This is a genomic window from Deinococcus sp. YIM 134068, assembly GCF_036543075.1.
Lineage (GTDB): Bacteria > Deinococcota > Deinococci > Deinococcales > Deinococcaceae > Deinococcus > Deinococcus lichenicola.
The window spans coordinates 88,008-102,141 of the sequence record NZ_JAZHPF010000014.1 but is presented as its reverse complement, the minus strand read 5'-3'; the positions used below and the strand labels follow the sequence as shown (position 1 = coordinate 102,141).

The 14,134-nt window shown below is 69.3% G+C and carries 12 protein-coding genes, 2 tRNA genes and 1 riboswitch; of the genes, 12 read left to right on the top strand and 2 right to left on the bottom strand.

The window, feature by feature from the left end; genetic code table 11:
* The first annotated feature begins 186 nt into the window (after positions 1 to 186).
* From V3W47_RS13840 to V3W47_RS13830, 3 genes are all read left to right on the top strand, one after another.
* Complete coding sequence (locus V3W47_RS13840) at positions 187 to 1,881, top strand: dynamin family protein (RefSeq protein WP_331825808.1); 1,695 nt, start codon at positions 187 to 189, stop codon at positions 1,879 to 1,881.
* A 72-nt stretch (positions 1,882 to 1,953) separates the two neighbouring features.
* Positions 1,954 to 2,028, top strand: a tRNA-Thr gene (locus tag V3W47_RS13835).
* Between the two features lie 550 nt (positions 2,029 to 2,578).
* Positions 2,579 to 2,663: transfer RNA gene (locus V3W47_RS13830), tRNA-Leu, on the top strand.
* Positions 2,664 to 2,753: 90 nt separating this feature from the next.
* Here V3W47_RS13830 and V3W47_RS13825 read toward each other — a convergent pair.
* Entirely contained in the window at positions 2,754 to 3,923 is a 1,170-nt protein-coding gene (locus tag V3W47_RS13825) for a glycosyltransferase family 4 protein (RefSeq protein ID WP_331825807.1), read from the bottom strand.
* A 55-nt stretch (positions 3,924 to 3,978) separates the two neighbouring features.
* Between V3W47_RS13825 and hisA the strand changes: the two genes are divergently transcribed.
* The gene (hisA, locus tag V3W47_RS13820) at positions 3,979 to 4,710 is read left to right on the top strand and encodes a 1-(5-phosphoribosyl)-5-[(5-phosphoribosylamino)methylideneamino]imidazole-4-carboxamide isomerase (RefSeq protein ID WP_331825806.1); all 732 of its coding nucleotides are present in this window, start codon (positions 3,979 to 3,981) and stop codon (positions 4,708 to 4,710) included.
* 81 nt (positions 4,711 to 4,791) lie between these two features.
* On the opposite strand, the gene V3W47_RS13815 is transcribed toward hisA, so the two are convergent.
* Positions 4,792 to 5,982 carry a YihY/virulence factor BrkB family protein gene (locus tag V3W47_RS13815; RefSeq protein WP_331825805.1) on the bottom strand — a complete coding sequence of 397 codons (1,191 nt, stop codon included), beginning with the start codon at positions 5,980 to 5,982 and terminating at the stop codon, positions 4,792 to 4,794.
* 45 nt (positions 5,983 to 6,027) lie between these two features.
* On the opposite strand from V3W47_RS13815, the gene V3W47_RS13810 reads away from it, so the two are divergent.
* The 8 genes from V3W47_RS13810 (at position 6,028) to sugE (ending at position 14,126) form a co-directional block, all read left to right on the top strand.
* Positions 6,028 to 6,447: a thioesterase family protein gene (locus V3W47_RS13810; protein WP_331825804.1), complete on the top strand. Its 420-nt coding sequence runs from the start codon at positions 6,028 to 6,030 to the stop codon at positions 6,445 to 6,447.
* Between the two features lie 131 nt (positions 6,448 to 6,578).
* On the top strand, positions 6,579 to 8,324 hold the full coding sequence (locus V3W47_RS13805) for an NAD-dependent malic enzyme (protein WP_331825803.1): 1,746 nt from the start codon (positions 6,579 to 6,581) through the stop codon (positions 8,322 to 8,324).
* A 599-nt stretch (positions 8,325 to 8,923) separates the two neighbouring features.
* On the top strand, positions 8,924 to 10,066 hold the full coding sequence (locus V3W47_RS13800; protein WP_331825802.1) for an ABC transporter substrate-binding protein: 1,143 nt from the start codon (positions 8,924 to 8,926) through the stop codon (positions 10,064 to 10,066).
* A gap of 85 nt (positions 10,067 to 10,151) precedes the next feature.
* A complete protein-coding gene (locus V3W47_RS13795; protein ID WP_331825801.1) occupies positions 10,152 to 11,012 on the top strand; it encodes a branched-chain amino acid ABC transporter permease in 861 nt (286 codons plus the stop codon).
* Between the two features lie 118 nt (positions 11,013 to 11,130).
* The gene (locus tag V3W47_RS13790) at positions 11,131 to 12,117 is read left to right on the top strand and encodes a branched-chain amino acid ABC transporter permease (protein ID WP_331825800.1); all 987 of its coding nucleotides are present in this window, start codon (positions 11,131 to 11,133) and stop codon (positions 12,115 to 12,117) included.
* Positions 12,110 to 12,934: an ABC transporter ATP-binding protein gene (locus V3W47_RS13785; protein WP_331825799.1), complete on the top strand. Its 825-nt coding sequence runs from the start codon at positions 12,110 to 12,112 to the stop codon at positions 12,932 to 12,934. Before V3W47_RS13790 ends, V3W47_RS13785 begins: the two co-directional genes overlap by 8 nt.
* The gene (locus V3W47_RS13780; protein WP_331825798.1) at positions 12,927 to 13,634 is read left to right on the top strand and encodes an ABC transporter ATP-binding protein; all 708 of its coding nucleotides are present in this window, start codon (positions 12,927 to 12,929) and stop codon (positions 13,632 to 13,634) included. Before V3W47_RS13785 ends, V3W47_RS13780 begins: the two co-directional genes overlap by 8 nt.
* Positions 13,635 to 13,716: 82 nt before the next feature.
* A riboswitch (guanidine-III (ykkC-III) riboswitch) is annotated at positions 13,717 to 13,785 on the top strand.
* Between the two features lie 20 nt (positions 13,786 to 13,805).
* Positions 13,806 to 14,126, top strand: a complete 321-nt coding sequence (sugE, locus tag V3W47_RS13775) for a quaternary ammonium compound efflux SMR transporter SugE (protein ID WP_331825797.1) — start codon at positions 13,806 to 13,808, stop codon at positions 14,124 to 14,126.
* The last annotated feature ends 8 nt before the right edge of the window (positions 14,127 to 14,134 follow it).

Sequence of the window (14,134 nt, the reverse complement as noted above, 5' to 3'; positions counted from 1 at the left end):
GTCTGGAGCTGAGCCAGGACAGCCTGGTAGAGTCGAGGAGCGTCCCCGGCGGCATTTTCAGTTGTCACAAACAGAAAGTGTCCCCTACCGGGGACGCTTTCTCATACTTTCTGTCAGGCGGTCAGCCTTCTCGTCTCAACGAAGCCAGAAAAGAGAGAGGGACGTGGGGGCGGGTAGACTGCCCCCATGCTCGTCACCAGCCGGGTGCAGGACCTCCTCTCGCGGGAGCGGGCGCTCCTCGCCGACCTCCAGGCGTTTCTGGAAATGCAGGGCGCTCCCCCCGAGGCGGTCGAGTACGCGCGGGGGGCCGTCCGCTCGCTCGACGAGAGCTTTCTCCTCGTGGTCGTAGGGGAGTTCAACGCGGGCAAGAGCAGCTTCGTGAACGCGCTGCTGGGGGCCGCCGTCCTCCCCGAAGGCGTGACGCCCACCACCGACCGTATCTATGTCCTCGTCCACGGGGACACGCCCGGCGAGGTGGAGCCGACCCGCGACCCCTTCGTGAGCCGCCTGACGTGGCCCCTGCCCAGCCTGGAGGGGGTCGCCCTCGTGGACACGCCGGGCACGAACGCCATCATCCGCCAGCATCAGGCGCTCACCGAGGGCTTCCTGCCCCGCGCCGACCTCGTGCTGTTCCTGACGAGTTCCGACCGCCCCTTCACGGAGTCCGAGCGGCAGTTCCTGAGCCTCGCCGCTCGCTGGGGCCGCAGCGTGGTTATGGTCGTGAACAAGGCGGACCTGCTGGAGACCGGGGAGCAGCGTGAGCAGGTCCGCGAGTTCGTGGAGAAGGGCGCACGGGGCGAGCTGGGCCTCACGCCGCCCGTCTTCCTCGTCAGCGCGCGGGGCGAGCAGCGGGGGGGCGACCCTGGGTTTGCCGCCCTGCGCGAGGCCCTGCGGACGCGGCTCTCGGAGGCCGAGCGCACGCGCCTCAAGCTGCAAAGCCCCCTGGGCACCGCCGCCGAAATCCTGAGCGGCGAGGAGGCCCGTGCCGAGGCCGCTCGCCGGACGCTGGAGGGGGATCAGGCCATCCTGCGCGACCTGGAGGCCCAGCGCGAGCGCCACCGCGAGACCATGCTGGGCGAACTCGACGGGCAGCTCAATCGCCTGGGCCGCCTGCTGGGGGAGTTCGAGGTGCGGGCCGACCGCTTTATCGACGACCGCCTGCGCTTCTCCAACCTGCGCGGGTTGATCAATGGCCGCGAGCTGGAGGAGGGCTTCCGGCGCGAGGCGGTCGCCGAACTCCCCGAGGCCATCGACCGGCAGTTCGGCTCCATGATCGACCGCTTCGTGGAGGCGAACCTGCACTTCTGGGAGGACGTGCAGGCGTTCCTGATCCGCCGCCAGCCGTCGAGCGAGGTGGCCCGCACCCGCTTCTCCTACGACCGGGGGGCGCTGCTGGAGGGCATCGCCGGAAGCGCGCGTCAGCATCTGGAGACGACCACCGAACACGAACTCGCCCGCCAGCTCTCGCGCGACGCGGAGGACGCCCTCAAGGGAGCGGTGGGCGGTCTCGCCGGGGGAATCGGCATCGGGGCGGGGCTGGGGGCGCTCGTCGGCGCGACGGCGATGGACTTCACGGGGGGCATCCTCGCCGGGCTGACGCTGGGGAGCCTGGGCCTGTTCGTGCTGCCCAACAAGCGGCTTCAGGCCCACCGTGGCCTGCGCCAGAAGGTCGCGGCCCTGCGCGAGGCGTTGGAGCGTATCGTCCGCCGCGAGTACGGGCGCGAGCAGGAGCGCGCCGACGCCCGGCTCCGCGACGCGATCAGCCCCTACACCCGCTTTACGGAGGGGGAGGAGGAACGGCTGGCGCAGGCAGGAGCGCGGGCCGCCGAGTTGCGCGTCCGCCTGGACGCCCTGCGCGCCGAGGTGAGCGCCCTGCGGTAGCCGGGTTTGACAACGGGGGGCGCATCGTCTACCCTTGTCCGTGCGGCATTTTTGCCTCCCCGTGTTCGGCCTGCCAGTGTAGCTCAGCGGTAGAGCAACTGATTCGTAATCAGTAGGTCGTCGGTTCAAATCCGACCCCTGGCTCCAGAATCTCACAGACCCGCTCCAGCAGCGGGTTTTTTCTTTTGCTGCCGTCTTCGACAGGGCGGGCCATGGTTTCAGTGCCCTCCTGATTTGTCAGTGTCCGACAGAGTTTCTCAAGGCTGACGCCAGACCCACGACCCACTCCCGCACAGAGAGGAAGCGGGCATCGGAGGAGGGTAGGCCTGCGTGGCGGCCATTGGTGGTCAATGGCCGGCGGGCTTCGCTACTCCGGTCGCCCACCTCCCGCCGTTGCCGCCGCCTGGGAGAAGGCCATGTTACGTCCCCTCACCCCACCGCCCGCCGACCAGTCCGCCTCGGCCTGTCTCAGGACGACCTCTGCCCGTCCTCCCGGGACCGCCCGGTGTCGTTGGTCCCCACCCTCCTTGAGGCGGCGCTGGCCTCTCTCCCAATCGGCGGTCCGGGGCAAGGAGTGGAGCGGCGGCTCTCTTGCCCCAAAGACCCCGCCCCGTGCCCGGTTGACAGCCTCCGTACCCCCCGCTAAAGTAGACAAGCCCTGAAACGCGCCCCTGCGCGGGCGACACAGCCAAGACGTGCCGAGGTGGCGGAATTGGTAGACGCACTAGTTTCAGGGACTAGCGCCGCGAGGCGTGTGGGTTCAAGTCCCATCCTCGGCACCACAGGAGAAGGCCCCCGCCCCGCGCGGGGGCGTTCGCTTTTCGGCTGATTGAGGCTGCCAGCCAGAAGTGCCGGGTGGGGTTGAACGAACGTCAGTGGCTGAGGGGAGAGCTTCTCGATTGGCGTTTGCGGACCACCGCCGCTTGGTAGACCTCCTCCAGTGCGGCGGCCCGCACGGGCAGGTCGTACTGCCGGGCGCTCTCCCTCGCCCCCACTTGCAGGGCGGGCAGGCGAATGGGGTCGAGGACGTGCAGCAGTCCGGCGGCCAGCGCATCAGGTGTGGCGTCCGTGACGGTGCCGTTCACGCCCTCCGTCACGAGGTCCAGGGCGGCGGGGCTGCGCGCGGCGACAAGGGGCGTGCCCGCCGCGAGGGCCTCAATCATGCTCATGGGCAGGACTTCGGACGTGCTGGCGGTGAGGAAGGTGTCGGCGGCGGCCAGCGCCTCGGGCACCCGCGCGTAGGGCACCGGGCCGGTGAAGGTCACGCCCTCAGGAGCCATCGCCTGGGCGTCGGCGCGGGCCGGGCCGTCCCCCACCACCAGGAGGCGCAGCTCCGGGCGTGACGCCTGCGCCTGGGCGAAGGCGCGCAGCATCACGCTGAGATTTTTCTCGTGGGCGAGGCGGCCCAGATACATCACGAGGGGCACGTCCCCCGGCACACCGAACTCGGCCCGGAACGCCTCACCCCCCGCCCGCGCGAAGGCGGCGAGGTCCACCGGGTTGGGGAAGAGGTGAACCTCCCCGCCGTAGCCGTACTCGCGCAGCATCTCCACCATCGCGCGGCCCGGCGCGAGCACCGCGTCCACCCGCCGCGCGAAGGCCGACACGTGCGGGCGCAGCATCGCGCGGCCCACCCGCCTCGGCATGGGCGCGTAATGCAGGTACTGGTCATACTGGGTATGCGCGGTGAAGACCACGGGGGCACCGGAGAGCCGCGCCCAGGTCAGCGCCAGCCGACCGGCGAGGAAGGGGTGCATGGTGTGGAGCACGTCCAGATCACGTAGCGGCAGCCGCGAGATCAGGAGTGGCCCCGGCGCGAGCATCACCGGGTAGTCGGCGGGGGCACCGAGCGCCCGCGCCCCCGCGAAGGACGAGTTGAGGCGGTACACCCCCTCCTCGCGCGCCGGGGCCTGTGGGTGGCGGGGGGCGAACACGCGCACGTCGTGGCCCCGCTCGCGCAGGCCGCGTGCGTACAGGGCGGTGCTCGTCGCGACGCCGTTGCGCGACGGCAGGTAGGTGGCGGTGACGATCCCGACTCGCACGTTCCCCGAGAGTGTACCGGGCGGGGCGGTGGGGGAGGGCGTTATCCTGCCGGGCATGACCGGCCCAGCCCACGGCGTCCCCCTCGTCATCCCCTGCGTGGACATCCAGTCGGGCCGCGCCGTGCGGCTGCTGGGCGGCGACCCCGACCGGGAGACGGTGTACTTCGACTCCCCGCTGGACGCCGCGCGCCACTGGGCGGGCCTGGGCGCGGGCCTCGTGCATCTCGTGGACCTCGACGCCGCTACCGGGCGCGGCGAGAACCGGGGGGTCATCCGCCGCATCGTCGCCGAGCTGGAGGGAGTGGAGATCGAGGTCGGCGGCGGCATCCGCGACCGCGAGAGTGCCGAGGAGTTGTTGCGGGCGGGCGTGAGCCGCGTCGTGATCGGCACCGCCGCCGTCCGCGATCCCGAGCTGGTGCGCGTTCTGATCGAGGCTCACGGTCCCGAGCGGGTCGTCGTCAGCCTCGATGCGCGCGGGCTGGAGGTCGCCACCCACGGCTGGGCGCGTGGCAGCGGCCTCACCGTCGCCGACCTGACACCCATCCTCGCCGACGCGGGGCTGGAGACCCTGATCTTCACCGACGTGACGCGCGACGGCAGCCTGCAAGGACTGGACCGCGAGCTGATGCGGGCCGTGCGGCAGCTGTGGACGAATACCCTGATCGTGGGCGGCGGCGTCGCCACGCAGGACGATGTGCGCCTGCTCGCCGGGGAGGGCATTCAGGGGGCGATTGTCGGGCGCGCGATCTACGAGGGGACGCTGGCGTATCCGGTGGTGGGGCTTTAGCAGCGGTCAGTGGTCAGCCATCAGCTTTCAGCCATCAGAACAACAGAGCTACCGCTTGAAGAAGTTCGTAGAGCAAGGGCTTTACCCCTTCTTCCGTCTCCCCAACCCCACCAGCCGCAGCACGATCACGACGGGGAGGGCGAGGACGGCGCTGACGGCATTCCAGAGTGCGGCCCCCACGCCGGGCGTCAGACGCCTTTCGCGGGGGGGGGCACTGGGGCGGGGTGAGGCGGATGCGGAGTGCCCACGCCGGGGCAGCGGCAGACCCAGCACACGGCCCCGCGAGTCGCGCACCGTCTCCGCCGGGGAGGCACTCTCGGCGGCGGCCTGCTCCTGCCCGCTGGGTTGGGTGCTGATGTCCGCTCCCCTCGCGGCGACGGCCTCCTTCTTGCCGACGTTGGCGGCCCCGCCCGCGCGCGTGCCGTACTTCTGGGAGTAGACCCACGTCACCTCGGCCCCGAAGAAGAAGATCATGCCGCTGTAGTACAGCCACAGCATCAGGATCACGAGCGACGCGGCGGCCCCGAACACGCTGCCCGGCGCGGCCCGACCGAGGTAGAGGCCGATGGCGAGCTGGCCCAGCGTGAAGAGGACCGCCGTCACGGCGCTGCCCACCCAGACCTCGCGCCATTCCAGCCGGACGCTGGGGAGCACCTTGTACACGGCGGCGAAGACCAGCGTCAGCAGCCCGACCCCCAGCGCGAGGGTGCCCAGCCGCACAAAGATGGCCCCCGCCCCGATGATGTCGCCCAACTGCTGCGCCACCGACGCGAGGTAGGTGTTCAGTCCCAGGAAGGCGAGCAGCACCAGCCCGATGACCAGAATGAGGACGAACGACAGCACCCGGCTCTTCACGATGGCGAGCGCCCCCTGCGGCGGTGGCGGGTCGGCCCCCCACAGGCTGTTGAGGGCATCCTGAAGCTGGACGAACAACCCCGTCGCGCCCAGGAACAGGGTGACGAAGCCCAGGACGGTGGCGATCAGCGAGCCGCGCTGCAAGCCCTCCTGATTGGCGATGAGTTCGCGCAGGAAGCTCGCCGCCTGCTCCCCGAGGTTGAGCGCGAGCAGGCTCTCCGGCCCCAGCAGGTTCGTCACGACCGTCTCATCCGAGAGGAAAAAGCCCGCCACCGCCACCGCGAACAGCAGCAGCGGCGCGAGGCTGAACAGCGCGTAGTACGCGATGGCCGCCGCCAGCCGGGGGGCCTTGTCCTGCCCGAAGGCCAGCGCCGCCTCCCGGATGAGGGTGAACAGGTCCGCGAGCTTGAGCTTCACGTCGGGCAGTCTACCGGGACGGGGCAAGAGGCTTAGCCTGCTTCCATGCGCCCCATCCCATCCGGCTTCACGCAGACCCTTACCGTGCGCGTCACCGATGAGATGACCGTCCAGTTCGGAGAACTCGGCGCGGTCCATCCCGTCTACGCGACCTACTGGATGGCGCGGCACTTCGAGGAGGCTGGGCGCAAGATCATCCTCCCCTTCTTGGAGGACGGCGAGGGCGGCATCGGCACTTCCGTCGAGGTCACGCACACCGCCTCGGCGCTGCCCGGCATGACCGTCACCGTGACCGCCACCTTCGAGCGCATGGAGGGCCGTCGCGTCGTGTGCCGGATGCGCGCCGTCTCCGAGCTGGGCGACGAGATCGGCCACGGCACGACCGGCCAGATGGCGCTGCCGCAGGCGAGGATCGACGCAGGATTCGGGGCGCTGCGGGCGCGGTGGGCGGAGCGGCGGGGTTGAGCGTTCTGTTCACGCCCCGCACGGAAAGCCCCGGCCAGTCGGCGTGCCCTGACCGGCGTTCCCTGTGTACTTTTCGCTGTGCTTTTCGTGCCTGAACCCCGTCCAATCCGTGCGGGCTATCCTGTACCGCCATGCCCGAAGCCCCCCGCGTCTCCCGCTACTACGACGTGCGGCGCGACGAAGACGGCCACCGTTACCTCGACGTGAACGTGACCGGCTTCTCGCTGCTGCAAACGCCCCTGCTCAACAAGTCCACCGGCTTCACCCGCGAGGAACGCCGCGCCCTGGGGCTGGAGGGTCTTGTCCCGCCCCACACGAGCACCCTGCCCGAGCAGAAGGAACGCACCTACCTGCGCTACGTCCAACTCGGAACCGACCTGGAGCGCCACGAGTTCCTGCGCGCCCTGCAAGACCGCAACGAGGTGCTGTTCTACGCGATCCTCGCCGACCACCTGGAGGAGATGCTCCCCATCCTCTACACACCGACGGTGGGCGAGGCGGTCCGCATCTTCTCGCACATCTACCGCTACCCGCGCGGCTTCGCGGTCAGCACCGAGGACATCGACCGGGTGGACGAGCTGCTGGGGAACGTGCCCCTCAACGACGTGCGGATGATCGTGGCGACCGACTCCAGTGCCATCCTCGGCATCGGGGACCAGGGCTTCGGGGGCATGGCGATCAGTATCGGCAAGCTCAGCCTGTACACGGCGGCGGGCGGCGTCGGGCCTGACAAGACGCTGCCCGTGGAGCTGGACGTGGGCACCGACCGTCAGGACCTGATCGACGATCCCCTGTACCTCGGCGTCCACCACCGGCGGCTGACGGGTCCCGAGTACGACGAGTTCCTCGACCGCTTCGTGGAGGCGACCGCCGCGCGCTACCCGAAGGCGATCATCCAGTGGGAGGACTTCGCGCGGGGCACGGCCTTCCGGGTGCTGGAACGCTACCGCCGGGTCGTGCCGTCCTTCAACGACGACATCCAGGGCACGGGCGCGATGGCCCTCGCGGGGCTGATGAGCGCGAGCCGTCTCAAGGGCGAGGTGTTGCACGATCAAACGTTCGTCGTCGTCGGCGCGGGGGCGGGCGGTATCGGCGTGGCGAGCGCGATTCGGCAGGGGCTGATGCATGACGGCCTGAGCTACGCGGAGGCGAACGCCCGCCTGTTCGTGGTGGACCGCTTCGGCCTCCTGATGCACGGCCAGCCCATCGAGGACCACCAGCGTTCCTTCGCCAAGCACCCGGAGGACCTGCCCGGCTGGGAGGTCGCGGGCGAGTGGCCCACCCTGCACGAGACGGTCGTGAACGCCCGCGCCACCGCCCTCCTCGGCCTGACGGGGGTGCCCGGCCTCTTCCAGCAACCCACCGTGGAGGCGATGCTGGCGTTTGCGGAGCGCCCCATCGTCTTCCCCCTCTCCAACCCGACGAGCAACGTGGAGGCGCAGCCCGCCGACCTTCTGCGCTGGAGCGGTGGCGCGGCCATCATCGCCACGGGCAGCCCCTTCCCGGACATCGAGTACGGCGGCAAGATGTATCCGGTCGGGCAGGGCAACAACGCCTTCATCTTCCCCGGCCTGGGCTTCGGGGCCGTCATCAGCCGCGCCCGCGAGATCACCGACGGCATGGTGATGGAGGCCGCGCAGACCCTTGCCGACGAGACGAAGGCGCACGGCGACCGCGTGTACCCGCCCATCTCCCACCTCCGCGAGGTCAGCATGAGGGTGGCCGTCCGCGTCGCCCGCAAGGCCATCGACGAGGGCGTCTGTGCCGAGCGCCGCATTCGCAACCTCACCGACGACGAGCTGGAAGCCTTCGTGCGGGGCCGCCAGTGGACGCCGAAGTATCTGCCGCTGAGGAAGGCGGTAGGCGCGCGGGAGTAAGGAGTAAGGGGTGAGGGGTGAGGGGTGAGGGGTGAGCGGTTAGGGCGGTTGCTGAGGAACGCCGTTTTGAACATCTCCTCTGTGTTTTTAGCTCCTCCCCCTTGAACGCCTGATGTGAATTAGAAAATAAGCGTGTCAGATGTACTTTTTGCCCCCCCTCCCCTTGCGGGAGAGGGGTGACGAGCACCGCTCGTCCTCCTGCTAGACGGTAGAAGTACCTCCACCGCCCGATCTGCAATTCACATCAAGCGTCCCCTGGGGGAGGCTGGGAGGGGGTGAACGGGCCGAGCGTCCCCGCAGACTTGAAAGGCGTTCAGGCCCTGCTCCACCAGCGAAGCGGGTTCCACGTCCCCTCTGCCTTGCAGCTTTGCGAGTCACCCCGCCCCTTCGAAGGCGGCTCTCCGAATGACCGACGAGGGGAGAGGCGGAACAACCTGACCCGGAACTTCTGACCGTCCCGGTGCCAAATGAGGGAGGGGGAATTGACACCCCCCTGCCCCCGTGCCAGCATGTCCTGCACATATAACTTGGACTGCGTGCAGGGTTTGCACGGTTCCCGCTTCCGGCGGGTGCCCTGTGCCTGGCGCTGGAGGTCTCCTATGAAGCACACCCGTTCCCTGTTGCCCCTCCTCCTGGCCCTCGGCGCTGGCACGGCTCTGGCCGACAAGGTGGTGAACATCGGCTACAGCGGTCCCCTCTCGGGCGGCGCGGCCTTCTACGGCAAGGACACCCAGAGCGGCATCGAGATGGCGATCAACGAGATCAACCGCGCGGGCGGCGTGACCGTCAAGGGCGAGAAGGTGACGTTCCGGCTCGTGTCGCTGGACGACCGCTACCTCCCCAACGAGACGGCGACGAACGTGCGACGCCTGACCTCGCAGGGCATCAACGTGGTGTTCGTGCCCCACGCGGGCGGCATCCTGACCGTGCAGCCGCTGACCGGGCGCGACCCCAACTTCCTGCTGGTCGCGTACTCCAGCGAGCCGAAGATTCTGGAGGCCAACAACCCCATGACCTTCATGCTGCCGCCCCGCTACGACAACTACCTCCAGCCCTTCGTCTCCACGCAGATGCGGGCGTTCGGGAAGAAGCTCGGCATGGTCGGCACCACGAGCGCCTACGGCAAGCAGTGGGCGGAGGCGATTACCGGGGAGTGGGCCAAGCAGGGCGGCACGGTCGGCGCGAACAACGGCGTGGACTACGCGACCACCGTGGACTACTCCAGCGCCGTGACGAAGGCCCTCGCCGAGAAGCCCGACGTGCTGTTCATCGGCGGGCCGTCGCAGCCCACCGCGCTCGTGGTGAAGGCGGCGCGCGAGCAGGGGTTCAAGGGCGGCTTCATCGTGATGGACCAGGCGAAGTTCGAGCAGATGGACACGGTGGTTCCGCGCGCCTACCTCGACGGCTCGGTCGGCGTGCTGCCCACGAAGGAGTTCCCCGGCACGCAGGTCTTCGTGTCGCAGTACCAGCGCGCCTACAAGAAGATTCCCACCAGCGAGGCGGGCCTGAACTACATGGGCATGAACGTCATCGCGCGGGCGATGGAGCTGGCGGGCACCACCGACGACCCACGGGCGATCCGGGCGCAGCTCAACGCCGCCGCTAAGAGTCTGCCGCTGGGCAAGACGGTCTACAAGCTGACGGGCGTGACGGCGGGCGGGCACGTGGACGCGGAGTTCATCATCGCCTCGGTGAAGAACGGCAAGTACAGCCGCCTGCGCGTGGCGAAGGTGTTCAAGTAAGAGCGCCGCCGACCTGAACCGAAGCGATCCCGCCGCGTCCCGTCACCACGAGGGGCGCGGTCCCCTCTGAACCGGAGACTGAGCCTTGACCCTCTTCCTGCAACAACTGTTCAACGCCCTCGCGCTGGGGGGCGTGTACGCGCTCGTGGCGCTGGGGCTGACCCTGGTGTACGGCGTGATGCGCGTGCCCAACTTCGCGCACGGCGGGCTGTACATGCTCGGCGCGTACTTCACCTATGCCGTCCTCTCCGGGCTGGGGGTGGGCTACGTGCCCGCGCTCCTCATTGCGGCTCTGGGGGTGGCCCTGCTCGCCGCCGGGCTGGAGCGGCTGGTGTTCTACCCGCTGAGAAACGCCCCGCACGTCCACTCCATGATCGCCGCCGTCGGGGTGCTGTTCTTTTTGGAGGCGGCGGTGCAACTGATCTGGGGGCCGGACTTCAAGCAGATCGCCGAGCCGGTGCCGGGCATCCTGAACGTGGGCGGCGTGATCATCACGTGGCAGCGCCTCCTCGTGATCGTGGCGTCCGTCCTCGTGATGCTGGGGCTGAACTTCTTCCTCAAGCGCACGCTGACGGGGGCGACCATCGAGGCGATGAGCCAGAACCGCGAGGGTGCCCGCCTCGTCGGGGTGAACGTGAACCGGGTCGGGATGCTCACCTTCGCCATCTCCGGGGCGCTCGCCGCCGCCGCCGCCGCCCTCATCGCGCCCATCATCTCGGTCGCGCCCAGCATGGGGGAGGTCATGAACCTCAAGGTCTTCGCCATCATCATCCTCGGCGGGATGGGCAGCGTGCCGGGCGCGATTGTCGGCGCGTTCCTCCTCGCCTTCGCGGAGGTCTTCGGGGGCTTTTACATCAACCTCGACTTCGCGGACGTGATCGGCTTCGCGGCGCTCGTGATCGTGCTCGCCATCCGGCCCGAGGGGCTGTTCAGGAGGGGGACGTGATTCCGGTGAGCGCGACTGCGCGAACCCGACTGGAAGGAGTAGGAAGAATGAGGAACACGCGGACGTGGAGGGCCGGGTGGCGGGTTGTCCGCCCGGTACGGAACGGGAGCGTGTTCCGATGAACCGCGCGGCAGGGTTCAAACCGGGCGTCTGGGGCTGGGTCGCCGTCTTCGCGCTCGCGGCGCTGCTGCCGCTGCTGCGGCCCGGCAACTACGTCCTCGACGTGGCGATCAACACGATGATCTGGGCGATGGTCGCCTACGGCCTGAACGTGATGCTGGGCTACACGGGCCAGCTCCCGCTCGCGCACGCGGGCTTCTTCGGGATCGGGGCGTACACGGTGGGCATCCTGACCTTGAAACAGGGGTGGAATTTCTGGCTCGCGTGGCCCCTGGCGGTGGTGCTGTGCGCGCTCGGCGGGCTGCTGCTCGGGCTGATCGCCTTCCGCACACGCGGGGAGGTCTTCGCCATCTTCACCCTGGGCGTCGGCGTGATCATCTCCCTGATCATCAACAAGTGGGACGATCTGACGGGCGGCAACGACGGCCTGAACGGGGTGCCGCCCGCCTCCAGCCTGTTCGGCATCGACTTCTCGCGCTCGGCGAACTTCTATTACGTGGCGCTCGCGGCGCTGGCGGTCACGGTGCTGGTGGTGGCGCGGTCGCGGGGCAGCGTGTTCGGGCGCTCGCTCGTCGCCATCCGGGGCGGGGAGGACCTCGCTCGAAGCGCCGGAATCAACGTCTACACCCACAAGCTGCGCGCTTTGATGCTCTCGACCGCCATCGCGGGCTTCGCGGGCGGGGTGTACGCGGCCTACGTGGGCTTCCTCGGTTCGGGCGTCACCGGGCCGGTCACGACCTTCACGATCCTGCTGTACCTGCTCGTGGGCGGGGTGGGGACGCTCGCGGGGCCGCTCGTGGGCACGGCGCTGATCTACGTGGCGCTGCAATTCATGAAGGGCCTCCAGGACTACCAGTACATCGTGTTCGGGCCGCTGCTCGTCCTGCTCGTGCTGTTCGCGCCGCAGGGGCTGGCGGGACTGTGGGACCGCGCTCAGGCCCGGCGGGTGCAGACGCGCACGGAGAGGTCGGTGGACCATGCCTGAAACCATGCTGGAGGTGCGGGACCTCGGCATCCGCTTCGGCGGCCTCCACGCCGTCCGCGACGTGACGGCGACCCTCCCGGTGGGCCAGATCACCGCGATCATCGGGCCGAACGGGGCGGGCAAGAGCACCTTCTTCAACCTGATCTCGGGCTTCTACAAGCCCACGTCGGGGCGCATCTCCTTTCAGGGCGAGGACATCACGCGCCTGAGGACCCACGAGGTCGTCTCGCGCGGCATCGCCCGCACCTTCCAGACGACGACGATCTACAAGGAACTCTCCGTCCTCGACAACGCGATGATCGGCCACCGGGTCCGCACGCGCGCCGGGCTGCTGGACGCTCTCCTCCGCACGGGCCGCGAGCGCCGCGACGAGGAGGAGAGCCGCGCCGGGGCGATGCGGTCGCTGGAACGGGTGGGCCTCGCCGCGCACGCCGGGCGGCCCGCCGGGGCGCTGACGCAGGAGGGGCAGAAGCGGGTCGGCATCGCGATGGCGCTCTCCAGTGATCCCAAACTCCTGTTGCTGGACGAACCCGCCGCCGGGATGAACCCCGAGGAGACGGTGAACCTGATGGCCCTCATCCGCGAACTGGTGTCGGGTGGGCTGACGGTCGCCCTCGTGGAGCACAAGATGAGCCTCGTGATGGGCCTCGCCGACGGCATCGTGGTGCTGCACCACGGCCAGAAGATCGCGCAGGGCACGCCGGGCGAGGTCAGCCGCGACCCCGCCGTGATCGAGGCGTACCTGGGCGGCCACGCGCACGGCGGGCAGATGGGGCAGGCGACTCCCGCTCCCGCCCCGGAGGTCCCGCATGCTTGAGGTCCGCGACCTGAGCGTGAAGTACGGCCACTTCACCGCCCTGCACGGGGTCAATCTCACCGTCCAGCCCGGAGAGATCGTCGTGCTGCTGGGCGCGAACGGGGCGGGCAAGAGTACCCTCTTCCGCACGCTGAGCGGCCTTCAGCGCCCGGCGGGCGGGACGGCCACCTGGAACGGCGTGCCGATGACGGGTGGACGACCCGAGGACAACGTGGCGCGCGGCGTGGCCCTGTGTCCCGAGGGACGGCTGCTGTTCCCCGACCTCAGCGTGGAGAAGAACCTGCGGCTGGGGGCCTTCGTCCACCGCCGCGACGGGGCCGGGACCGCGCGGGAGCTGGAGCGGGTCTACGCCCTGTTCCCCATCCTCGTGGAGAAACGCGCCGACCCCGCCGGGAGCCTCTCGGGCGGGCAGCAGCAGATGGTCGCCATCGCCCGCGCGCTGATGGCCCGCCCGCAACTCCTGCTCCTCGACGAACCCTCGCTCGGCCTCGCGCCCCTCGTCGTGGAGCAGGTCTTCGGGGCGATCCGGCGCGTGAACGAGGCGGGCGTGAGCGTCCTTCTCGCCGAGCAGAACGCCTTCGCTGCCCTCGGCATCGCCCACCGGGGCTACGTGCTGGAGGGCGGGCGCGTGTCGTTGCAAGGTTCGCAAGGGGAGCTGCTGGGCGACGACCGGGTGAGGAGCGCGTACCTGGGCGTGTAAGGATGAAGACATGGGGCGGAGTGTAAGTTCGTATTTACACTCCGCTGTCATTGTGGTGATGCGGCCCGGCTACACTCCATTCCAGTGGCCCCAGTCGGGGCGAACCCGGACGAGAGCACCGCCGTACCCGGTCAAGACAAGACGGCGCGGACACCAGGGAGGTGTCACGGTATGGCTTGGATTCTGCTCGTCGTCGCGGGTCTCTTGGAAGTCGGCTGGGCCATCGGCCTGAAGTACACGGAGGGCTTTACCCGTCCCCTGCCCACGGTGCTCACCGTGATCAGCATGGTCGCCAGCATCGGGCTGCTCGGCCTCGCCACTAAGACGCTGCCCATCGGCACAGCCTACGGCGTGTGGGTCGGCATCGGCGCGGTGGGGGCCGCCATCCTCGGCATTGTCCTCTTCCGCGAACCTGCCACGCTCTCCCGCCTCGTCTTCGTGGCGATGATGATCGTGGCGATCATCGGGCTGAAGGCGACGAGCGGGCATTGAAGGCAGCC